The organism is Novosphingobium sp. TK71, assembly GCF_055361505.1.
On record NZ_CM143962.1, the window covers coordinates 213,792 to 235,383 of the forward strand.

The window sequence follows — 21,592 nt, forward strand, 5'->3', positions numbered from 1 at the left end:
CCTGCTGCCTCCGCGAAACCGGAGGCTTCAGCTTTCCCGAACCACGCAGCGAAAACCGATATGCGTCGTGGCCGTGTCGATCATCTCGGGATGGCGCGCGGCGGGGCGATAGCGCTGGCAGTAGTTCGCCGCGCAGAGGTGCGACCCTCCCTTGATGACCTTGCGCCCGATCCGCACCAGCGGCTGGGCGGGGTCGAAGCTGTCCTTGAGCTTGCCGCCGCGCGGATTGCTCAAGGCGCAGCAGGAACCGCCGGATTTCTTCGGCGCTTCCGGGCGCTCGGCCCACCAGTCGCGCGTCCATTCCCAGGTGTTGCCGATCATGTCGTGAAGGCCGTAGCTGTTCGCGGGGAAGGATCGGACCGGCGAAGTGCGCTCCCAGCCGTCGAGGCACTGGTTGGCAAACGGGAACAGGCCCTGCCAGTAATTGGCCATCATCCTGCCTTCAGGCGCGAGTTCGTCGCCCCAGGCATAGTCGGCGTTTTCGAGACCGCCCCTGGCGGCGAATTCGAACTCGGCCTCCGTCGGCAGATCCTTGCCCGCCCACTGCGCATAAGCTTCGGCATCGGCGTAGGCGACATGGACGACCGGATGATCCCAAAGACCAAGCGCATCGATATCGCTGCCCGGTCCGAGCGGATAGCGCCATGAGGCGCCGAATTCGAAGCTCCACCAGTTGGCGGGATTGGCCGTATCCACCGGCGTCGCGGTCTTGCGGAAAACCAGCGATCCGGCTCGCGCCATTTCCGGCGACATGCCGGGATAGTCCCTGGGATCAGGTGCGATCTCCGCCACGGTCACATGGCCGGTCGCCTCGACGAAGCGGGCAAAGTCGCGATTGGTGACGGGCACTTCGTCGATCCAGAAAGGATCGACAGTGACTCGCCGCAGGGGTGCTTCCTCGGGGTAGAACCTTTCCGAGCCCATCGTGAAGGTGCCGCCCGACACGCGGATCATGCCGTGCAGGCGCTCGCCGACTTCGGCCGAAGTCGGGCGCAGGGTCTGGGTCATTCAGGAGCCTCTCTGTCGATCTCTGTCCTCTCTAGGTTCGCTTTGACCCCACGCCAAATGCGTATTGTCAAAGCGAGCCGGGAGACGGTGCGGATCGACGCCGGCTCAGCCGAGTTCCTTTTCCTTCTCGGCGTAGAGCCGTTCCAGTTCGGCGCGGCTCTTCTTTTCGGCGGCGGTCTTGAGCTGGCCGCAGGCCGCGTCGATATCGCGTCCGCGCGGGGTGCGGACCGGCGCGGAGATGCCGCCCTTGAACACGATGTCCGAGAACGTCCTGATCCGGTCCGGCGTCGAGCACTCGTACTGCGCGCCCGGCCAGGGGTTGAACGGGATCAGGTTGACCTTGGCCGGAAGGTTGTACTTCTTCAGCAGGCGGACCAGTTCGTGCGCGTCGGCGTCGCTGTCGTTCTTGTCCTTGAGCATCACGTATTCGAACGTGATGCGGCGCGCGTTAGAGGCACCGGGATAGTCGGCGCAGGCCTGGAGCAGGTCCTCGATGCCGTACTTCTTGTTGACCGGCACGATCTCGTCGCGGACTTCCTTGGTCACCGCATGGAGCGAGACGGCCAGGTTCACGCCGATTTCCTCGCCGCAGCGGGCCATCTGCGGGATCACGCCCGAGGTGGAGAGAGTGATGCGGCGCTTCGAAAGCGCGAGCCCGTCACCGTCCATGACCAGCTTGAGCGCGTCGCGCACGTTGTCGAAATTGTAGAGCGGCTCGCCCATGCCCATCATCACGATGTTGGTGAGCAGGCGGCCGTCCGAAGTGTAGCTGCCTTCCTCTTCGTCGTCAGCCGCATCCGCGCCGTCGATCCCGTCGCCGAAGCTGAAGTCCATGCGGCCCTTGGGCCATTCGCCCAGCGCATCGCGGGCCAGCATGACCTGGCCGACGATCTCGCCCACCGTCAGGTTGCGCACGAGGCGCATGGTGCCGGTGTGGCAGAAGCGGCAGTTGAGCGTGCAGCCGACCTGCGAGGACACGCAGAGCGTGCCGCGATCGGCATCGGGGATGAACACCATTTCGAAATCATGGGCGTCCGCCGTGCGCAGCAGCCACTTGCGGGTGCCGTCGCTGGAGTGCTGGGCTTCGACGATTTCCGGGCGGCCGATCACGAAGCGTTCTGCCAACCAGGGGCGCATGGTCTTGGCGATGTCGGTCATCGCCTCGAACTCGGTGACGCCACGGTGGTAAAGCCAGTGGTAGACCTGCTTGGCGCGCAGCTTTGCGGCCTTCGCGTCAAGCCCGGCGCTTTCGAACAGTTCCGCGATCCGCTTCTTCGGCAGGCCGATCAGGTCCAGCCGGCCGTCCTCGCGCGGCGTGACCCCTTCGACGAGGTTGGGGCGGGGCACCGGCACGGGGTCGATATGGCCCGGGATCGGCATGGGGGCGCCGGAATGGGAAACTGGGCCGGTGGCGCCGGAAAGGGTGTGGGTCGCGTCTGTCATGATTGGGCGGGCATATAGTGCATCCGGGATAAAAACGGAAGATGCGCGCGCATGGGGGCTCGCGCGAACTGCCGCAAAGCTTGCCGGGTTCCCGCCGCCGGGCGCTTGCCGGGGGCGCTCCGTCGATCAAGTGTGACCGAAAAACATCAGTGTTTTCGTTGTGTTAGGTTCAGGAAACCGAGCCCCCATGACGATCATTTGACCAGTCCGGACGGGCCGGTCGCCATCAACGGATGCCCGCCCGAGAAAACAAGAATGGAGCATCCCATGAAGAAGATTCTCGTCTGCCTCGCCCTTGGAACCGCTGCAGGTACCGCCATCGCATCGGCTCCCGCCATGGCGCAGGATACCGGCCCGGCCCAGCCTTTCTCCGGCTTCCACGTCGAGGCGCTCGCCGGTTACGATGTGACCAAGGCCGGCAGCAGCGTCGATGACGACGTCAATGTCGACAACGACCAGTCGATCGACGGCTTCGCCTATGGCGTCGGCGCCGGCTATGACTTCCGCTCGGGCAACCTCGTCTTCGGTCCGGAAGCCGAAGTGACCTGGTCGACCGCCAAGACGAAGTTCAACGACGGCGATTTCGAAGGCTTCGGCATCGGCAACGTCAAGGCCAACCGCGATCTCTACGTCGGCGCCCGCGTCGGCTACGTCGTCACCCCCAGCACCATGATCTACGCGAAGGGCGGCTACACCAATGCCAAGTTCGACGTGCGCAACGCGGTCGGCACGGTCGAGACGAACCGCGATATCGATGCCGACGGCTGGCGGATCGGCGCGGGTGTCGAGCAGGCGATCACGAACAACGCCTTCGTAAAGCTCGAATATCGCTATTCGAACTACGAGAAGGGTGAACTCGACTACACCGGCGACATTCCGGACGGCAACCGCTTCAACCTCGACACTGACCGTCATCAGGTCATGGCCGGCGTCGGCGTTCGCTTCTGAGCCGCATCTAGATGCAGGAGAGAGGGCGGGGGCGAAAGCTCCCGCCCTTTTTCGTTGCGGTGGCGGAGCCGGCCTATGGCAGTTTGGCGCAGCCGATCAGGGCGGCGTCCATCGCCGAGGCCGCACCCGAAAGAGGCCAGGCATTGACGAAGCGTTTGCCCTGCCGGTCGCGCGCGGTGACGGTCATGCGCGGGGCGGAGCGCATGGCCGCGACGATGGCGGCATTGTCCTGTTCGTCACGTCCCCAGGCATCGCCTTCACCCGAAGCGAGGATGAAGCGCTGTCCGCCCAGCGAAAGGGTGACTTGCGTGCCTTGCGCGATCCGGCGCGACAGCCGGAAATGCACTTGCCCGCGCGCGCCGCGCCGGGGCCATGTGCCGATCGCCGCGAAGGGCTGATATTCCCGTGCCGCCGTGCTGGGTTCGGCCATGGCGATGGCATAGCAACGCGGGATCACCGGATCGCGAAATGCCCCCCAACTGGCGTAGATTCCCAGACTTTCGCGTGCGAGCGCCGGAACACCGGGCAGGGCCAGAGCGAGGCAGGCAGCGGCGGCGGCCAGGTGGCGGAAGCGGATGACAGGCATTGAGGGCGGCTCATGGCACGAAAGCGGCACGCCCGAAAGCCTCAGTGAAGACGGGCGATCAGCGCCGAAACGCCAGCCTCCAGGCCGCCGTCATAGTCGCCTCTGCGAAAATGCGGCACCATCTCCTGCTCCATGATTTCACTGCAAACCGTATCGGGAAGTTGCTCGGTCATGCCTTTGCCGATCTCGATCCTTGCGCCGCGTTCCCGAGGCGCGACCAGCACGATGATTCCATCGTTCACGCCCTTCCGGCCGATACCCCAGCGGTTGCCGAGTTCCCGGGTGTAATCGGAGATCGTCTTTTCACCTAGCGACGGTGTGGTCACGACCACGAGTTGATGACCGGTGGTGCGTTCGAGAGCTTCGGACAGGCGGGTCAGGCGTTCCTCGGCATCGGATGTCAATGCTCCGGCGGCATCGTTCACTCGCCCTTGCAGGGGCAGCGGCGCACCGGAGGGTTGCTCGGTCGATGCGGCAAAGGGCGCGCCCGTCGCATCGGCATCGCCTTTGCAGCCGAGGGTCATGAGCAGGGACGCACCCAGGAGGAGGCCAGCGAAGCCGCGAAATTTCATGAGGAAATTCTGATCGGGCCAGAGGCAGCCGTCAAGCTGCCGGCGCGATCAGGCTTGCGGGTATTCGATCTCCATGACTTCCCATTCCTTCTCGCCGGAAGGCAGGCGCACCATCTTCAGGTCGCCCACGGCGGCGCCGCGCAGGGCGCGGGCGATCGGCGCGCTCCAGCCGATCCGGCCCTTGGCAGCGTCCTGCTCGTCGTCGCCGACGATGGTGAGGGTCTTGTGGTTGTCGTCCTCGTCGGCGATGGTAACCGTGGCGCCGAAGAACACTTTGCCGCGCTCGGTCTGGTCCGCCGGGTTCACCACCCGCAGCGCCTTCATGCGGCGGGCGAGGTAGCCCAGTTCTCGGTCGATCTCGCGCATGCGCTTGCGGCCGTAGAGATAGTCACCGTTTTCCGAGCGATCTCCATTGCCCGCCGCCCAGGACACGATCTCGACGATCTCCGGGCGTTCCTTGCCGAGCAGGTGGTCGTAGCGGGCACGCAGCGCGGCCATGCCTGAAGGCGAGATAGGAGGACCGGCAGGTTTCATGACGAGATCCTTATAAAGCATTGCCGGTCCGGCCAAGTCCCTGATCCGCTTCGTCACCGGCTTGCGCGAAGTCTATTAGTCCGACAAAAGAGCGGCGAATGACGTACCGGGAATTGAGGATCAAGATGGATATTTCACGCCGCACTGCCTTGCTCGCCGCCGCTTCCGCGCCGCTGGCCGGGCTCGCCGCGAAGGCCGGCGCCCAGAACGGCGCACCGCAGGCGATCCTCGAACCGGCGCCCGGCGCCGCGCTCGCCCCGCGCCCACCGATGGGCTGGAACAGCTGGAACAGCTTCGCCGGGACCATTACCGAGGCGCAGGCGCTCGAAACCGCAGCGATCATGCGCACCAAGTTGCTGCCCTTCGGTTACGACGTCTTCACCGTCGACATCCAGTGGTACGAGCCGGAGGCCAGGAGCTACACCTACAACGCCAACCCGGTCCCGGCGCTTGACGCTCACGGCCGGATGATCCCCGCACCGAACCGCTTCCCGTCGTCAAAAGGCGGCAAGGGCTTTGCGCCGCTGGCCGCCAAGGTCCACGCCATGGGCATGAAGTTTGGCATCCACGTCATGCGCGGCATCCCGCGCCACGCCGTGAAGCTCAACCTTCCGGTGCTCGGCACCAAGCTGCGCGCGCAGGATATCGCCGACACCTCCAGCGTGTGCTCGTGGAACCCCGACATGTACGGCGTCGACATGAGCAAGCCCGGCGCCCAGGAATACTACGACAGCATCTTCAAACTCTATGCCTCCTGGGGCGTCGATTTCGTCAAGATGGACGACATGAGCCGACCATACGATGCCCACGCGCCCGAGATCGAGGCCGCTGCCAAGGCCATCGCCCGCTGCGGCCGACCCATCGTGCTCAGCCTCTCCCCCGGCGAGACCCCGGTCCTGCGCGGTGCCCACGTTCGCCAGCACGCACAGATGTGGCGCATTTCCGACGATTTCTGGGACGAATGGGCACAGCTCCACGCCCAGTTCACCCGCCTCGAAAACTGGACGCCGTTCCGTGGTCCCGGCTCCTGGCCCGATGCCGACATGCTCCCCCTCGGCCGCCTCGCGCTGGGAGACCGCGACACCCGCTTCACCCCCGACGAACAGCGCACGCTGATGACGCTCTGGTCGATTGCCCGCTCGCCGCTCATCATGGGGGGCGACCTGCGCCACCTCGACGCGCCGACACTGGCGCTGCTGACCAACCGCGAGGTGCTGGCGGTGAACCAGTCAAGCACCGACAACGCGCCGCTGTTCCTCGATGACGGCACCAAGGTCTGGACCGCGCGCGCGGAGGGCGGGGCGGATCGCTACGTGGCGCTGTTCAACGTAGCGGACCAGCCGCGCGAGGTGGGCGTGGCGCTCTCGCTGCTTGGTCTCGGGCGGAGAGCTTCGGTGCGGGATTTGTGGGAGGGCAAGGACCTTGGCCAGGTCGAAGGGCGCTTTTCGGCGCGGCTTGCTTCGCATGGGGCGGGGCTGTTCAGGGTGAAGGGCATTTAAACAGAGGAAGTCCTGGGGGATGATCCCCCAGACCCTCAAAATGTCAGAGTCGCGCGCGGCTTGACGTTTTGCGCTCCCTGCGGCGCAGCCAATAAGTCTCCCGACGCGACCATGGGCGCGCAGCGGATAGGCTGGGTATGACCTAGACGGTATTGGGGGTGCAGGGAGGCTATGCTCCCCTGCTTCTCGAAGCTTTTAAAACTTCACCCCGGCGACCGCTTCCCGATGAGCTGCGTAAGCGGCGTATTCCCGCGATAGCCCGACTGGCTCGGATACATCGATTCGTAGACCACGGCGTTCTCCAGCACGCGCTGGATGTAGTTCTTGGTCTCGTAGATGGGGATCTGCTCCAGCCAGTCGATCCAGTCGACCGCGCCGGTGCGCGGGTCGCCGTTGGCCGCGAGCCACTTGTTCACATTGCCCGCGCCGGCGTTGTAGGCGCCGACTGCCAGCGGCAGCGAGCCGCCGAAGTAGTTGCGCATGCGGGTGAAGTAAGCATCGCCGAGGCGGATGTTGTAGCTGGCGTCGCTGACCAGCTGGTTCTGGTCGTAGGCCATGCCGAGCTTGCCCGCCTGTTCGCGCGCGGTGGCGGGCATCAGCTGCATCAGGCCGCGCGCGCCGGCGTGGCTGAGCGCGTTCTGGGCGAACTGGCTTTCCTGCCGGGTGAGGGCGTGGACCATGGCGAAATCCGCGCCCGGCGGTACCGGGATCAGCGGATAGGCGATCTGCCCGAAGTCCTGGTATCCGTCGGAATGGGCGCTCTGGCCGAGGATGACGGCGAGATCGCGGCGGCCGATCTGCTGCGCCAGTTCGGCCACGAGGACGTGGTCGGCCTGGCTTTGCGCCTGGTCCGAAATCTCCCGGAAGAACTGGACGGTGGTGCGCCAGTCGCCGTCGCGGGCAACATCGCGCACCGCATTGGTCAGCGGCTTGGCGAAGAAGGCGGAGCGTTCGGCCGGGGTAGGTACGGCGCGGGGGCGGGTGTCGAGATTGGGCAGGGGGCGGCTCAGGCGTTCCAGCGCGAGCTGGCCGTAGAAATAGTGCGGGTAGGCGGCGGCCATCTCGAAGTAGCGATTGGCGCCTGCCGTGTCCCCGGCACGGGCCAGCGCGCGGCCGGCCCAGTAGAAGCCCTTGGAGCGGGTGCCGGGCGTCTGCGCGGCGGCGCCATAGCGATAGAACAGCGGAGCGGCGCGGCGGGCATCGCCCAATTGCCACAGCGCCTTGGTGCCGCCCAGCCAGACAAGCGTCGTGTAATCGTCGCGCAGGCGATAGGAGAGCTGGCTGATATCGGTGCCGGGCGGAAAGGCATCGTCGATCCCGCTGGCGATGCGCACGGCGGCATCGGCGCCAGCGCCCTTCGCGGCGGTCAACAGTTCGCGCACCCACTTTTCCGGTTCGGGAACGGGGGATGTCAGCGTTGGACGAGTGGACAGGAGCGAGATTTCGGCAGGTAGATTGCCGGTTTTCCGCGCCTGAACCGCACGGGCATAGATATATCCGGCGTCGGCATTCATCTGCGGCGTCAGCGCGAGGCCGAGCGATCCCGCCGGCGAGCCCTGAAGCATCGCCAGCCGTTCCATGAACAGGGCGCGGCGTTCGGCCGAGACGAAGGAGACCTGCCGTTCGGCCTGGGAGGTTTCGCTCTGCCAGAGCAGGCGGTCCATCCGCGCGTCGTGATCGGCGGCGGTCAGGGTTCCGCGATATGTGGCGAGAATCAGCGCTTCATCATTGGGTGACAACGTGCCGCCCCGCCATGCCGCGATGGCACGCACTTGCGCATCCGGGCGGCGCAGCGTGGTCAGTGCCGCGGCATAGCGACCGGCTGCCTGATTGGAGAGTGGGGGATAGCGGCTGAAGAACGAGACGACCGAATTGGCGTCGGGTGACTGGTTTATCAGCGCACGCTCTGCCGAAGCGCGAATCTTGTCGGCTTGCGGATAGCCGGGATAGGTCATCAGGAAGCTGGCATAGCTGCCGAAATCGAACTGATCGGACGCCACAAGCTGGCGCCAGCGGTCGATCGACTGGTGCACCACCATGTCGTGCGACTGCATCGCACGGGCCTTGGCGAGATCCCATTCACGACCGTCCTGCGCGGCTGCGGGGCTCCCGAAAACGATGCCAGACAAGGCGGTCGAAGCAAGCAGGACGAGGGGGGCGGCACGCTGCATGCTGGACATTTTGGGAAAAGGCTCCTTATCAGGCGCTGAACATCGGGTCCGTTGGCCCGATCATTGAACATCAGGTGAGGTAAAGTCCATGTTCTCGGGTTCCATTCCTGCGCTTGTTACACCGTTTCGCGACGGAGCGTTCGATGAGCAGGCTTTTCGGCGACTCGTGGACTGGCAGATCGAGTCGGGTTCTTCCGCGCTCGTTCCCTGTGGGACCACCGGCGAAAATTCGACGCTCTCGAACGCGGAGCATCACCGCGTCATCGAAGTCTGCATCGAACAGGCCGCGGGCCGGGTGCCGGTGATCGCGGGTTGCGGCAGCAACGACACGATGAATGCGCTGCTGCACATGAATTTTTCGAAGAAGTGCGGTGCTTCGGCCGCGCTGCTGGTGGCGCCCTACTACAACCGCCCGAGCCAGGACGGTCTGCTGGCCCACTTCAGCTACCTTGCCGAACACAGCGATCTGCCGATCGTGCTTTACAACGTTCCCGGCCGCACGGTCACTGACCTGCTGCCCGAAACGGTTTGCGAACTCGCGCGGCGCTATCCCGACCGGTTCATCGCCATCAAGGATGCCAGCGGCGACCTGTCGCGCGTGACCGATCACCGCATGGGGATCGGCAAGGGCTTCGTGCAGCTTTGCGGCGACGATGAGCTGGCCCTGCCGTTCAACGCGGCCGGCGGCGTGGGCTGCATCTCGGTGACGGCGAACGTCGCGCCGAAGCTCTGCGCGGAATTCCAGGCGGCCTGCGCGGCCAATGACCTCGAAGAGGCGCGCCGCCTTAACGACCTGCTCTATCCGCTGCACTATGCGATGTTCGAGGACAGCTCGCCCGGCCCCTGCAAGTATGCCCTGGCGCAGGTCCATGACTGGATCGAGAACGAACTGCGCCTGCCGCTGGTCCCTTGCAGCGAAAAGGCACGCACGGCGGTGGACGAAGCGCTGGTCCACGCCGGTCTGCTCTGAACAAAGGCATGATATCCCAGGTCCCCCGGATCGTTTCCGGGGGGGCTGGGGTTTTCTGGACGGCTCAGTCCGCCGGGTTATATTTCTGTACGAAGCGCATGGTTTCCAGCAGCATGCGTTTGCGCGTTTCCTCACGGGACAGCCAGTGGTCCTCACCCGGAAGCGTTACCAGTTCATAAGGCTTGCCCGCGTCCTTGAGCGCGTCCGCCATGGCCTGGCTCTGGCGATAGGCGACGACGGTATCGTCCTTGCCGTGGATCAGCAGGACCGGCGCATCGGCCTTCGCGGCGAACCGGCGCGGTGAAACCTCGCCATAGCGCTTCGGATCGCCGAGCTGTTCGCGCAGCGCCTTGCCGAGCATCTTGGAATCGCCGCTCTCCCGCACATCGGTGCTGTACATCATCGGAAGGTCGGCGACGCCCGCAACGGCTACGGAACAGCGATAGAGCCCGTTCTGGAGCGTGACCCCCGCCAACGCCGCATAGCCGCCATAGCTTGCGCCGACGATGCAGGCGCGCCTCGGATCGACCAGCCCGCGCTTTGCCAGTTCCGCGACGCCGTCCGAAATGTCGGTCTGCATCTTCCGGCCCCATTCGCCGTCGCCAGCATGGCGGAACGCGTCCGATCGCCCTGTCGAGCCCCGGAAATTGGGTTGGAATACCGCATATCCGCGTGAAGCGAATGCCTGAGCCCACCAATCGAATTCGGGCTTGTCGTGTGCGGCCGGGCCGCCATGGGGCAGCACGATCAACGGGAGGTTCCTGGCTTCGCGGCCGGGAGGCAGGGTCAGGACCCCGTCCATTTCCAGCCCGTCCTGCGCGGCATAATTGACCAGCGAGATCGGGCCGACCTGTTCGGGCGCGATCTTGGGGTGCTCATCGCCGATGGGGTCCGCGCGCCGATTGGGTACGTCCACGAGGAACCAGGTGCCGCTGTCCTTGTTGCCGGTGGTCCTTACGACCACCTTCGAAAAGTCCGGCGTCCAGTCTACCAAATGGGCTTCGCGGCCGGAGAACGCGCGGAATATCCGGGTCAGCGCACTCTGGTGGGCGGGATCGTCCATTACGGTCTTCCGGCTTTCCCCCGACATCCGGTAGCCGATCATGTTGCCGGTGCTGCGATCGACGAACAGCCGTTCTATGGCGATATCGTTCAGGATTTCCCTGGACTCGCCGCCGGCCAGCGGGACTTCGAACCAGCGGTCGTTACCGTCCTCGTCCTCGACCTGGTAGATCACGGTCGAGCCGCCCTTGCCGAAGGAGACGAGGCTGACGTCGCCGGTCGGGTCCACGCCGCGCGCCAGTTCCTGTCCCTTGGCCGGGGTGATTTTCCAGACGCCGGTGGTTTCGGAGATGTCCAGGGTCACGGCAACGTTGCCGGCCGCATCGACCAGCCAGTCCCGATAGTGATTTTCGGCCGGTGCCGCGGCGGCAATCCGCGCCCGATTGGTCTGTATGTCCACTGCGTAGAGTGTGGCGCGGCCATGGCGGAAGCGGGTTTCCCCGCCATCGACGTCGAGCGCGAGGCCGCCGAAATAGCCTACGGTGCGGCCGGCGATGTTGCGGATGCCGTAGCGGCCTCGCGTGGTCTTCGCGATGGCCTGGTTCTTTGCGAAGACAAGGCCGGATTCGTTGCCCGGCTTCATGGGCAATATGATCGTGCCGCTGAGTTCGTATTTTGCGGCAGCGAAGCCGAAGAGCGAAACCGTGCTGCTGTTGGTCAGCAACACGGTATCACTGTCCGCCCATTCGATGGCGCGCACCTTGGTCTTGCCGGACGAACCGTTCAGCAGGGGCTTGCCGTCCTTCATGACAATGACGCGGCGATCGCCTTCGTCCTGCGCGACGGTGGCGATGGCCTGGCCGTCAGGTGAAATGGCAACGTCCTCGATTCGAGGTAGTTCTCCATAGGCATCGAGCGGCGGTGCTTCCGGCGCAGCCATGGCATGTGCTGGATCAAGAACAAGCAAGGCGGACGGCAGAACCGACCGGAGCAGCATTCTCACGTAAATATCCCCCATTTGTTCTTGGTTATTCCGAGGGAATTTCCCCTTTGCAAGGGTGATTTACTGGTCACTAGGCGTTAAATTGCATTCATCTAAGGCCAACTACTTAGGTTCGTTCAACCGGGCGGGCCGGGGAGCCGAACGCCTTACCGGGCGACGGATCGGATGTGGCACACATCATGACGAAAGAGCGCAAACGGGGCGTTTCCTTTTTGCGCGCGAATCCCTACATGCCGGGACATCATGGCACGTCCGCAACACAAGACATTCGACAAGCACAAGAGCGTCGCGGAAAACCGCAGGGCCCGCTTCGAGTACTACATCGAGGAAACCTTCGAGGCCGGCATCGCGCTGACCGGCACCGAGGTCAAATCGCTGCGGTTCGGCGAGGGTTCGATCGCGGAGTCCTACGCCGAGATCAAGAACGGCGAATGCTGGCTGGTGAACTCCAACGTTCCCGAATTCAGCCACGGCAACCGTTACAATCACGTGCCGAAGCGCCCCCGCAAGCTCTTGCTGCACGAGCGGGAAATCTCGCGTCTGCAAGGCTCGGTGGAGCGCAAGGGCATGACGCTCGTGCCGCTCTCGATCTATTTCAACGGACGGGGGCGCGCGAAAGTCGAACTGGCGCTCGCCAAGGGCAAGAACGCGGCCGACAAGCGCGACACGATCAAGGAACGCGACTGGAAGCGGGAGCAGGGCCGCCTCCTGCGCGAACACAAGTGAGCACGCTGCTGCACCGCCTGGGTGCCTGGCTGCATGGCCAGATGCCCACGCATGCGCAGCTTGAGGCGAATCGCTTCACGGCGCCCTTCACGCGCCGCCCCGAACTGTTCCGCTTTACCCGCCGGTCCGTGCCGCGCGGCGTGGCGGTGGGCATGTTCATCGGCATCTTCGCACTGATTCCGGGAGTCCAGATCGTGGGCGCAGCGCTGATGTGCGTGCCGTTCCGCGGGAATATTCCGCTGGCTGCCGCCGTCACCTTCATCAGCAATCCGGTGACGACCCTGCTTATCATTCTCCCCGTGGCGGTCGCGATCGGCAACAGCTTCGGGTACCACGCCGATATCGCGACGGTAGAGGCGATGGTGCGTGAAGGCGCGGGTCTGGCCGAGTGGCGCAACTGGCTTGTCTCCGACACCGCCCCGGCGGTGGTGATCGGCCTGTTCATCCAGTCGGTGGTGGCCGCGTTCGTCAGCTACTTTCTCACGATGTGGTTCTGGCGCTACTGGATCGGGCGCAAGCATCGGGCGCGCCGCCACCGCTCGTTGTTCCGCCATGGCGAGGGTTCGGCGCCCGAAAAGGCCGGCGACACGGAAGGTACGGAAGGAATCGCATGAACGCAGGCCGGCAGCGCATCGGCGGACTTTCCGACACGGCGGTCGTCGGGATCGCTCTGGTGGCGAGCGCGGCGCTGGTCTGGCTGGTGAGCGGAGACGGGTTGCTCGTCTCCGTCCTTGTAGCCGTGCTGATCGCCTTCTCCGCCCTCGCATGGCTGGTGGCCAACCGCCGCCCGCAAGCGGCAGAGACCGAATTCGCGCAGCCCGACTGGTCGGTTACGGTGGCAGCGATAGACCGTTCCGACACTGCGATCGTGGTGACGGACCGGGCCGGGCGCCTCGCCTGCGCCAATGGCAGCTTCGAGCTGTGGTTCGGTACCGCCAATCCCCCGCCCAGGCTGCCGGTGGACGATGCCGGCCTGGAGCGTCTCACCGATGCCGTGCGCGCGGCTTGGCGGGACGGGCACGCCCGTGCCGACGTGCGTTCGGAAGGCGATCACGCGGCCGACTGGCGCGTGGAAATCCAGCGCTCTGGCCGGGCCGACGACTTTCTGGTGTGGCGTATCCAGCCGGTCAGCTCGGTTGACCTCGTGGGGGAACTGGTCCGGCAGATAGACGGAAAGCTCGGCAAAGGGCTGGCCCGCGCCGGGATTTCGGCGGCGCTCGTCGATCCTGACGGCATGATCCGCGCAGCGAGCGCGGGCTTTGCCCAGCGCGCGACCGGAGACGTGCTGGCCGACATGACCGGCCTGGATTTCGTTTCGCTCATCAGCCAGGACGAGGGCGAACGGATCGGCTGGGCGCGCGATACGGGGCGCGGCGGGCCGCTGGTGCTCTATCACGTTCCCGTGGCCGATCCGGATTCGCCCGTCGAACCCGATCCCAACACCACCCCTTCGCTGATGCTGGTGATGGAGGCGGGACAGGGTATTGGCGCTGGCGGCGGCGGTGGAACTGCTGCGCCGCATCTCGAAGCCCTGCTCAGCCAGTTGCCGCTGGGCCTTGCCATGGCCGACCGGGACGGCCGGCTGCTTTTCGCAAACCCCGCCTTCATGCGCGCGGCCGGGCAGGAGGGGCAATCGCCCCCGACTTATCCTACCGACCTGGTCGTGCGGGATGACAAGCGGGCGCTGTCCGAGGCGATCCGGCGCTTTGCGCAAGGACCGGCCGCGGCCGGCGATATCGCAGTGCGGCTTTCCAGTCAGCCTGACGATCCGGTATCGCTCAGCCTGGCCGGCGTGCGCGGCCTCGGCGAGGCGGCCGTACTGCTCGGCCTTACGGATACTTCGGAGGAAACGCGGCTCAAGCGGCAGGTCGCTCAGGCCACCAAGATGCAGGCCGTTGGCCAGCTCGCAGGCGGCGTTGCGCACGATTTCAACAACGTGCTGACGGCGATCCTGGGCACCTGCGATCTCATGCTGATGCGCCATACGCCCGGCGATTCCGACTATGACGATATCCAGCAAATTCGCGCGAATTCCAATCGCGCGGCGTCGCTGACGCGGCAATTGCTCGCGTTCTCCCGCCAGCAGACGCTGCGGCCCGAAGTGCTCCAGCTTCCCGACGTGGTGGCGGACGTTTCCCAGATGCTGCGCCGCCTGATCGGCGAGAAAATCCAGCTGGTCGTCAGTCACGACCGCGACCTTGGGCCCGTGCGGGCCGACCCGACGCAGCTTGAGCAGGTGATCGTCAACCTTGCCGTCAACGCGCGCGATGCGATGCAGATGCGCAAGGGCAGCGATGGTTCGGGCACGCTGACGCTCGCCACGCGGCGCATCACCAATACCGATGTGCGTGCGATGCGCAGCGAGATCATCCCGGCGGGCGACTATACCGCGCTCATCGTCGAGGATACCGGCGGGGGTATTCCGCCCGAGCATCTCGGCAAGATCTTCGAGCCTTTCTTCACCACCAAGGAGCAGGGCAAGGGCACCGGCCTCGGGCTTTCGACGGTCTATGGCATCGTCAAGCAGTCAGGCGGCTTCATCTTCGCGGAGAGCGAAGTGGGCAGGGGGACGCGCTTCGTCGTCTATCTGCCGGTCCACCATGTTGCGCCGGGGGCGGCGGCTGCGCCCGCACCGGTAGAGGAAGTGGAGGCGGAACCCAGCCAGTGGGCGGGCGGCGGCACGATCCTGCTGGTGGAGGACGAGGATCCCGTGCGCATCGTTGCGGAGCGGGCGCTCACCCGGCAGGGCTACGAGGTGACGTGCGCGCGCGATGGCGAGGAGGGGCTTGAACTGGTGCAGGAAGGCGGCCGGTTCGACCTGGTGGTTTCCGATGTGGTGATGCCCTCGCTCGATGGTCCGGCCATGGCGCGGGAGATCCGCCGCATTGCGCCGGACCTGCCGGTGCTGTTCATGTCGGGCTATGCGGAGGAGCAGCTGCGCAAGGAAATCGGCATCGCCAATGCGTGGTTCATGCCGAAACCCTTCTCGGTTCAGCAGCTCTCTGAAAAAGTCGGGGATGTTCTCGCACGCACGGCAGGCGGCGTTAAAAATAGGAAATAAGCCGGTGTTCGCCTCTTGTTCCGTGAGAACAAAGGCGATACATAGCTTCCCGCGACGTTGACCTTTCCGGTCAGGCCGGTAGCAAAGGGGAAGTGACATGGCTGCTCAGCTCAAGCTGATCCAGGAAGGCAAGGAAAAGGACAACATGGACCGTCAGAAGGCGCTCGAAGCCGCGCTTGCGCAGATCGACAAGGCGTTCGGCAAGGGCTCCGCGATGAAGCTGGGTTCCAAGGAGGCGATGCAGGTCGAGGCGATCTCCACCGGCTCGCTGGGGCTCGACATCGCGCTGGGGGTCGGTGGTCTTCCGCGCGGCCGTGTGATCGAAGTCTACGGGCCGGAAAGCTCGGGCAAGACCACTCTCGCGCTCCATGTCATCGCCGAAGCGCAAAAGTCCGGCGGCACTGCCGCCTTCATCGACGCTGAGCACGCGCTTGACCCGGTCTACGCCAAGAAGCTGGGCGTCAACATCGATGAACTGATCGTCTCGCAGCCCGATACCGGCGAACAGGCGCTCGAAATCACCGATACGCTGGTGCGCTCGAACGCGATCGACGTTCTGGTGGTCGACTCGGTTGCCGCGCTTGTTCCCCGCGCGGAAATCGAAGGCGAGATGGGCGACAGCCACGTCGGTCTTCAGGCCCGCCTGATGAGCCAGTCGCTCCGCAAGCTGACCGGTTCGATCAGCCGCTCGCGCTGCATGGTGATCTTCATCAACCAGCTGCGCATGAAAATCGGCGTCATGTACGGCAACCCCGAGACGACCACGGGCGGCAACGCGCTCAAGTTCTACGCTTCGGTCCGCCTCGACATTCGCCGCACCGGCCAGATCAAGGACCGTGACGACATCGTCGGCAATGCCACCCGCGTGAAGGTCGTGAAGAACAAGGTCGCGCCGCCGTTCAAGCAGGTCGAATTCGACATCATGTACGGCGAGGGTATCTCGAAGATCGGCGAGATCCTCGATCTGGGCGTCAAGGCCGGCATCGTCGAGAAGTCCGGGGCATGGTTCAGCTATGATTCGATCCGCATCGGCCAGGGGCGTGAAAACGCCAAGACCTATCTCAAGGAAAACGTGGAGATCTGCGACCGTCTCGAAAAGGCGATCCGCGCCCGCACGGCCGGCCTTGCTGAAGAGATGATGGTCGGTCCCTCGGCGGAAGATGCCGAATAAGGCATCGGATTATTGGAAATAAGAAAAACCCCGGTCCAAGCGACCGGGGTTTTCTTTTTGCCCTGCTTTGCCTTGTGCCGGTCAGCGTCAGGCGTAACGGGCCTTGACCAGCTGTTCGAGCACGGCGAGCGGCAGTGCACCCTTGAGCAGCACCGAATGGAAGGCGCGAGGGTCCCACTTCGCACCGGCCTTCGCGCGGGCCTCGTCACGCAGCTTCACCCACATCGTGTGTCCGATCTTGTAGCTGCAGGCCTGCCCCGGCCAGACGGTGTAGCGATCGATCTCGCCCTGGCTGCGCCCACGGGCGATGCCGGTGGTCGCTATCAGATAGTCGGTCGCCTTCTCGCGGCTCCAGCGCTTGGCGTGCATCCCGGAGTCCACTACGAGACGGGTGGCACGGAAAAGCAGTGACTGGAGGTAGCCGACCTGGCCAAGCGGATCGCCTTCATACATCCCCATTTCGTCCGCCAGTTGCTCGGAATAGAGCGCCCAGCCTTCGCTGTAGCCGCTGAAGCCACCACGCCGACGGATCATCGGAATGTCCTGCGATTCCAGCGCCAGCATGACCTGGAGGTGATGGCCGGGGACCGCCTCATGATGCGTAAGCGTGGCGAGGCCGAACTTCGGCCGGTCGAAAGTATCGCGCAGGTTTATGTAGTAGATCGCAGGGCGTGAGCCATCGAGCGAGGCGTTCTGATAGTAACCGCCCGGCGCGCCGGCCTGGATGGCAGGCGGCACGCGGCGGACTTCGACGGGCGCCTTGGGGAGCGTGGCGAATTGTTCCGAAAGCCGGGCCTGCATCTTGACGATCTGCGCGTTGAGTTCGCCGAGCAGCGAAGCGCGGCCCTCGTCGGTGTTGGGATAGAGCTGGTCCGGCCGCTGGTTGAGCGCAACGAGGCGTTCCCCCACGGTGCCCTGGCTCATTCCCTGCTTTTTGAGGATCGCATCGATCCGGCCGCCGATCTCGGCCACCTGATCCAGGCCGAGGCGATGAATTTCCTCACCGCTCATGCGAACCGTGGTCGCGGCCTCGGCCGCGGCGGTATAGTAAGCCTCGCCATCGGGCAGCCGCCAGCAACCGGCATCATGAACGGCTTTTGCGCGCAGTTCGTTCACCAATGCGCTCTGCCGGTCGAGCGCCGGGAACACTTTCTCCTCGACGATCCGGGTGGCTTGCGCCGCGCGTTCCGGCGGCAGGTTCGCCTTGGCGAGCTTGGTCGCGAACCCCGTCACGAGCCCGGTCTCTCCGGCAGACTTGTCCCGAAGGGCGGCGAACTGCCTGAGCGTGGTGTCGAGAATATAGTCGGGGGCATAGACGCCCCGCGCAGCATCCTCGCGCTGTCTCTCGCTTTCCTGATCCAGAACGGTTGCGAATGCGCCGAGCCGTGCCAGATAGGCATCCGCGTCTTCGGCGCTGTTCACACGGTGCTGGGTGTCGAGAAAGTCAGGCACATCCTGATAGGCGCCTGTGAGCTGACTGATCAGATAAGGTGTGAAGCGGCCGCCGCTGGAACCGTAAGTGAAGCTTTGCTGCCCGGCGATGCTCCGTTCGAGCTGATAGGTGACGACATCGTAATCGAGCTTGGCATCAGCGCCGAGCCCGCTGCTGCCGATCGCCTTCACCGCTCCGAGTTCGGCGCGGGACCGGGCAAGTTCGCGTGCACTGTCTGCCGTCGAACGGCCCGAAAGCCGGGACTTGAGGGCGGCATTCGCGCCGCTGTCGAGCCCGAGCCGCGTGGCGCCTTCCGGGTTTTCTGCCAGGCGGTCTGTGAAGATCCGGTCCAGCAGGGCTCTGAGAGCAGCGTCGCCATTGCGCGATCCGTTGCTGGCGGCGGCCAGCCCGGCCGGCATGCCTGCGACCAGCGCTGCAACGCTGGCCTGGCCCAGAAACGAGCGACGATCCATGAAATTCCCCTTTGAAATCTGTTTTGAGAGCCGGATCGCGCGAACCTAAGCGGGGCAGCGAGGGCAATGCAATGGCATGGGCGCTCGCTAGATGAACTATGCCCCAAGGTCGTTTCCTGTGGCCGTCAGCGCACACCGCTGCCGATTATCGCAAATCTCGACCAGTCTGACCGCAGCAACCGGCTTGCCGCCGCCGCGTCGCTGGATTATCGGCGCGGGTTATGCACACGACCAACGAAATCCGCCGGTCCTTCCTCGACTATTTCGCCAGCAATGGTCACGAGGCCGTCCAGTCCGCGCCGCTCGTTCCTTATAACGACCCGACGCTGATGTTCGTGAATGCCGGCATGGTGCCGTTCAAGAACGTGTTCACGGGCCTTGAAACCCGCGCCACGCCGCGCGCCACGTCGTCGCAGAAGTGCGTACGCGCCGGCGGCAAGCACAACGATCTCGACAACGTCGGCTACACCGCGCGCCACCACACTTTCTTCGAGATGCTGGGCAACTTCTCGTTCGGCGACTACTTCAAGGAACAGGCGATCACGCATGCCTGGACCCTGCTGACCAAGGAGTGGGGCCTCCCGGTCGAGAAGCTGCTGGTCACCGTCTATCACACCGACGATGAAGCCTTCGATCTGTGGAAGAAGGTCGCCGGCCTGCCCGAATCGAAGATCATCCGCATCCCGACGAAGGACAACTTCTGGGCGATGGGTGACGAAGGCCCGTGCGGCCCGTGCTCGGAAATCTTCTTCGACCACGGCGATCACATCTGGGGCGGCCCTCCGGGTAGCCCGGAGGAAGATGGCGACCGCTTCATCGAGATCTGGAACCTCGTGTTCATGCAGTTCGAACAGGCTGCGGGCGAGATCGTCGGCAATCTGCCCAAGCCCTCGATTGATACGGGCATGGGCCTCGAACGCATCTCGGCGGTCATGCAGGGCGTGCATGACAACTACGATATCGACACGTTCAAGGCGCTGATTGCCGCCTCGGAAAGCCTCACCGGCGTTGCCGCCGAGGGCGAGCAGCGCGCCAGCCACCGCGTGATCGCGGACCATCTGCGTTCCACCAGCTTCCTGCTCGCCGACGGCGTGCTACCGTCCAACGAAGGCCGCGGCTATGTCCTGCGTCGCATCATGCGCCGCGCCATGCGCCATGCTCACCTGCTCGGCGCGCGTGACCCGCTGATGCATCGCCTTGTCCCCGCGCTGGTCGCCGAGATGGGCCAGGCCTATCCGGAGCTCGGCCGCGCCCAGCCGCTGATCGAGGAAACGCTGGAGCGCGAGGAAGTGCAGTTCCGTCGCACGCTCGCCAATGGCCTCAAGCTGCTGGACGAAGCGACCGGCGACATGGGTGAGGGCGGCGAGCTCCCCGGCGAGACCGCGTTCAAGCTCTATGATACTTTCGGCTTCCCGTACGACCTGACCGAAGACGCCCTGCGTTCGCGCGGCATCGCGGTGGACCGCGCCGGTTTCGATGCTGCCATGGCCCAGCAGAAGGCTGCCGCCCGCGCCGCGTGGAAGGGTTCGGGGCAGGCCGCCGACAGCGAAGTGTGGTTCGACATCGCCGAGCGCGAAGGCGCGACCGAGTTCACCGGCTACGCCTCCACGACCGGCGAAGGCCAGGTCGTGGCGCTGGTGAAGGACGGCAAGGAGGTCGCTTCGGCCACTGCCGGCGATCAGGTTGTCGTGGTTACCAACCAGACCCCGTTCTACGGCGAATCGGGCGGTCAGGAAGGCGATCGCGGTGCGATCGCAGGCGCGAATGGCCTGAGGATCGACGTTGCCGACACCGCGAAGCCGCTCGGCCGCCTTCATGCGATGAGCGGTACGGTCGAGGCAGGCACGATCAAGGTCGGCGATGCCGTGAACCTCACGGTCGATGTCGAGCGCCGTGACGCGGTTCGTGCCAATCACTCCGCCACGCACCTCCTTCATGCCGCGCTGCGCAAGCGTCTGGGCGATCATGTTACCCAGAAGGGATCGCTGGTCGCCGCCGAACGCCTGCGCTTCGACTTCTCGCACCCGACTGCCCTCACCGCCGAGGATATCGCTGCGATCGAAGCCGAGGTGAACGCGGAAATCCGTGCGAACGACCCGGTCCTGACTCGCCTCATGACGCCTGACGACGCCATTGGCGCCGGCGCCATGGCACTGTTCGGCGAGAAGTACGGCGATGAAGTGCGCGTTCTTTCCATGGGCCGCACGGCGAAGACCGAAGGCGGCGAGCGCACTTATTCGGTCGAGCTTTGCGGCGGCACGCATGTGCGCGCCACGGGCGATATCGGTGTGTTCCGTATCGTTTCGGAAAGCGCCGTTTCCTCGGGCGTGCGCCGTATCGAGGCTCTGACCGGCGAGGGCGCGCGCCAGTGGCTGGTCGGCCGCGAGGACGCGCTGAAGGGCGCGGCCGGGCTGCTGCGCACCACTCCCGAAGATGTCGAAACCCGCGTCGCCGCGCTGCTGGACGAGCGTCGCAAGCTCGAACGCGAACTGGCCGAAGCGAAGAAGGCGCTGGCGCTCGGCGGCGGCGGTGCCAAGGCTGAAGCTGCCGACGAAGAAGTGAACGGCGTGAAGTTCTCGGGGCAAGTGCTCGAGGGGCTCGATCCCAAGGAACTGCGTGGCCTGCTCGATCAGGCAAAGCAGCGCATGGGCTCGGGCGTCGCCGCGATCGTCGCGGTGAACGAGGGCAAGGCGAGCATCGCCGCTGCCGTCACCGAAGACCTCACCGGCACGATCAGCGCCGTCGATCTGGTCCGCAAGGGTGTGGAAACGCTGGGCGGCAAGGGCGGCGGTGGCCGCGCCGACATGGCGCAGGGCGGCGGTCCCGACGGCGATAAGGCGGCGGACGCCATTGCTGCGGTGAAGGCCGTTCTGGCAGGATAGTTTTCACCTTGGGGGGCGGATGGGCATGAAAAAGAATAAGCTTGGCTATATTCTTGGCGCTGCGGGAATCTTCCTGCAGCCAGTCCTATTCGCGGAAGGGTGCCTGTTTAC

General features: G+C 65.0%; 16 protein-coding genes. 8 read left to right on the forward strand and 8 right to left on the reverse strand.

Features of this window, described 5'->3' with window-relative positions; translation table 11 throughout:
- Positions 1-27 precede the first annotated feature (27 nt).
- A complete protein-coding gene (locus tag ACXJ16_RS00925; RefSeq protein WP_463921743.1) occupies positions 28-954 on the reverse strand; it encodes a formylglycine-generating enzyme family protein in 927 nt (308 codons plus the stop codon).
- Positions 955-1,113: 159 nt separating this feature from the next.
- Entirely contained in the window at positions 1,114-2,388 is a 1,275-nt protein-coding gene (rlmN, locus tag ACXJ16_RS00930; RefSeq protein WP_054435838.1) for a 23S rRNA (adenine(2503)-C(2))-methyltransferase RlmN, read from the reverse strand.
- Between the two features lie 330 nt (positions 2,389-2,718).
- On the opposite strand from rlmN, the gene ACXJ16_RS00935 reads away from it, so the two are divergent.
- On the forward strand, positions 2,719-3,399 hold the full coding sequence (locus tag ACXJ16_RS00935; RefSeq protein ID WP_054435839.1) for an outer membrane protein: 681 nt from the start codon (positions 2,719-2,721) through the stop codon (positions 3,397-3,399).
- 73 nt (positions 3,400-3,472) lie between these two features.
- On the opposite strand, the gene ACXJ16_RS00940 is transcribed toward ACXJ16_RS00935, so the two are convergent.
- Genes ACXJ16_RS00940 through greB form a run of 3 tightly spaced genes read right to left on the reverse strand, consistent with a single transcriptional unit; the run spans position 3,473 to position 5,091 of the window.
- The gene (locus ACXJ16_RS00940; protein ID WP_243692717.1) at positions 3,473-3,985 is read right to left on the reverse strand and encodes a hypothetical protein; all 513 of its coding nucleotides are present in this window, start codon (positions 3,983-3,985) and stop codon (positions 3,473-3,475) included.
- 41 nt (positions 3,986-4,026) lie between these two features.
- Positions 4,027-4,557, reverse strand: coding sequence for a TPM domain-containing protein (locus tag ACXJ16_RS00945; RefSeq protein WP_463921015.1), 531 nt, complete (start codon positions 4,555-4,557; stop codon positions 4,027-4,029).
- 48 nt (positions 4,558-4,605) lie between these two features.
- Positions 4,606-5,091 (reverse strand): transcription elongation factor GreB, encoded by a 486-nt coding sequence (greB, locus tag ACXJ16_RS00950; protein WP_132469613.1) that lies wholly within the window; start codon positions 5,089-5,091, stop codon positions 4,606-4,608.
- Positions 5,092-5,216: 125 nt separating this feature from the next.
- On the opposite strand from greB, the gene ACXJ16_RS00955 reads away from it, so the two are divergent.
- Positions 5,217-6,590, forward strand: a complete 1,374-nt coding sequence (locus ACXJ16_RS00955; RefSeq protein ID WP_420719886.1) for a glycoside hydrolase family 27 protein — start codon at positions 5,217-5,219, stop codon at positions 6,588-6,590.
- Positions 6,591-6,793: 203 nt separating this feature from the next.
- On the opposite strand, the gene ACXJ16_RS00960 is transcribed toward ACXJ16_RS00955, so the two are convergent.
- Positions 6,794-8,770, reverse strand: coding sequence for a lytic transglycosylase domain-containing protein (locus tag ACXJ16_RS00960; protein ID WP_185996874.1), 1,977 nt, complete (start codon positions 8,768-8,770; stop codon positions 6,794-6,796).
- A 79-nt stretch (positions 8,771-8,849) separates the two neighbouring features.
- Between ACXJ16_RS00960 and dapA the strand changes: the two genes are divergently transcribed.
- A complete protein-coding gene (dapA, locus tag ACXJ16_RS00965) occupies positions 8,850-9,731 on the forward strand; it encodes a 4-hydroxy-tetrahydrodipicolinate synthase (protein WP_054435818.1) in 882 nt (293 codons plus the stop codon).
- A 64-nt stretch (positions 9,732-9,795) separates the two neighbouring features.
- Here dapA and ACXJ16_RS00970 read toward each other — a convergent pair whose 3' ends face one another.
- The gene (locus ACXJ16_RS00970) at positions 9,796-11,673 is read right to left on the reverse strand and encodes an alpha/beta hydrolase family protein (RefSeq protein WP_463921018.1); all 1,878 of its coding nucleotides are present in this window, start codon (positions 11,671-11,673) and stop codon (positions 9,796-9,798) included.
- Positions 11,674-11,979: 306 nt separating this feature from the next.
- On the opposite strand from ACXJ16_RS00970, the gene smpB reads away from it, so the two are divergent.
- From smpB to recA, 4 genes are all read left to right on the forward strand, one after another.
- Complete coding sequence (smpB, locus tag ACXJ16_RS00975) at positions 11,980-12,462, forward strand: SsrA-binding protein SmpB (protein WP_054435819.1); 483 nt, start codon at positions 11,980-11,982, stop codon at positions 12,460-12,462.
- Positions 12,459-13,076 (forward strand): DUF2062 domain-containing protein, encoded by a 618-nt coding sequence (locus tag ACXJ16_RS00980; protein ID WP_054435820.1) that lies wholly within the window; start codon positions 12,459-12,461, stop codon positions 13,074-13,076. Before smpB ends, ACXJ16_RS00980 begins: the two co-directional genes overlap by 4 nt.
- Positions 13,073-15,523: a hybrid sensor histidine kinase/response regulator gene (locus ACXJ16_RS00985; RefSeq protein WP_185996876.1), complete on the forward strand. Its 2,451-nt coding sequence runs from the start codon at positions 13,073-13,075 to the stop codon at positions 15,521-15,523. The genes ACXJ16_RS00980 and ACXJ16_RS00985 overlap by 4 nt, the downstream gene beginning before the upstream one ends.
- Before the next feature lie 97 nt (positions 15,524-15,620).
- Entirely contained in the window at positions 15,621-16,694 is a 1,074-nt protein-coding gene (gene recA / locus ACXJ16_RS00990) for a recombinase RecA (protein ID WP_054435821.1), read from the forward strand.
- A gap of 87 nt (positions 16,695-16,781) precedes the next feature.
- Here the strand turns inward: recA and ACXJ16_RS00995 are convergent, their stop codons facing one another.
- Positions 16,782-18,599, reverse strand: a complete 1,818-nt coding sequence (locus ACXJ16_RS00995) for a DUF885 domain-containing protein (protein ID WP_463921021.1) — start codon at positions 18,597-18,599, stop codon at positions 16,782-16,784.
- A gap of 221 nt (positions 18,600-18,820) precedes the next feature.
- Between ACXJ16_RS00995 and alaS the strand changes: the two genes are divergently transcribed.
- Positions 18,821-21,481: an alanine--tRNA ligase gene (gene alaS, locus ACXJ16_RS01000; RefSeq protein ID WP_463921023.1), complete on the forward strand. Its 2,661-nt coding sequence runs from the start codon at positions 18,821-18,823 to the stop codon at positions 21,479-21,481.
- The last annotated feature ends 111 nt before the right edge of the window (positions 21,482-21,592 follow it).

What these genes read in the sequence shown, in the direction of transcription:
- ACXJ16_RS00925 (WP_463921743.1), bottom strand. Translation starts at nt 954, where the DNA reads ATGATCCGCGTGTCGGGCGGCACCTTCACGATGGGCTCGGAAAGGTTC.
- rlmN (WP_054435838.1), bottom strand. Translation starts at nt 2,388, where the DNA reads ATGCCGATCCCGGGCCATATCGACCCCGTGCCGGTGCCCCGCCCCAAC.
- ACXJ16_RS00935 (WP_054435839.1), top strand. Translation starts at nt 2,719, where the DNA reads ATGAAGAAGATTCTCGTCTGCCTCGCCCTTGGAACCGCTGCAGGTACC.
- ACXJ16_RS00940 (WP_243692717.1), bottom strand. Translation starts at nt 3,985, where the DNA reads ATGCCTGTCATCCGCTTCCGCCACCTGGCCGCCGCCGCTGCCTGCCTC.
- ACXJ16_RS00945 (WP_463921015.1), bottom strand. Translation starts at nt 4,557, where the DNA reads ATGAAATTTCGCGGCTTCGCTGGCCTCCTCCTGGGTGCGTCCCTGCTC.
- greB (WP_132469613.1), bottom strand. Translation starts at nt 5,091, where the DNA reads ATGAAACCTGCCGGTCCTCCTATCTCGCCTTCAGGCATGGCCGCGCTG.
- ACXJ16_RS00955 (WP_420719886.1), top strand. Translation starts at nt 5,217, where the DNA reads ATGGATATTTCACGCCGCACTGCCTTGCTCGCCGCCGCTTCCGCGCCG.
- ACXJ16_RS00960 (WP_185996874.1), bottom strand. Translation starts at nt 8,770, where the DNA reads ATGTCCAGCATGCAGCGTGCCGCCCCCCTCGTCCTGCTTGCTTCGACC.
- dapA (WP_054435818.1), top strand. Translation starts at nt 8,850, where the DNA reads ATGTTCTCGGGTTCCATTCCTGCGCTTGTTACACCGTTTCGCGACGGA.
- ACXJ16_RS00970 (WP_463921018.1), bottom strand. Translation starts at nt 11,673, where the DNA reads ATGGCTGCGCCGGAAGCACCGCCGCTCGATGCCTATGGAGAACTACCT.
- smpB (WP_054435819.1), top strand. Translation starts at nt 11,980, where the DNA reads ATGGCACGTCCGCAACACAAGACATTCGACAAGCACAAGAGCGTCGCG.
- ACXJ16_RS00985 (WP_185996876.1), top strand. Translation starts at nt 13,073, where the DNA reads ATGAACGCAGGCCGGCAGCGCATCGGCGGACTTTCCGACACGGCGGTC.
- recA (WP_054435821.1), top strand. Translation starts at nt 15,621, where the DNA reads ATGGCTGCTCAGCTCAAGCTGATCCAGGAAGGCAAGGAAAAGGACAAC.
- ACXJ16_RS00995 (WP_463921021.1), bottom strand. Translation starts at nt 18,599, where the DNA reads ATGGATCGTCGCTCGTTTCTGGGCCAGGCCAGCGTTGCAGCGCTGGTC.
- alaS (WP_463921023.1), top strand. Translation starts at nt 18,821, where the DNA reads ATGCACACGACCAACGAAATCCGCCGGTCCTTCCTCGACTATTTCGCC.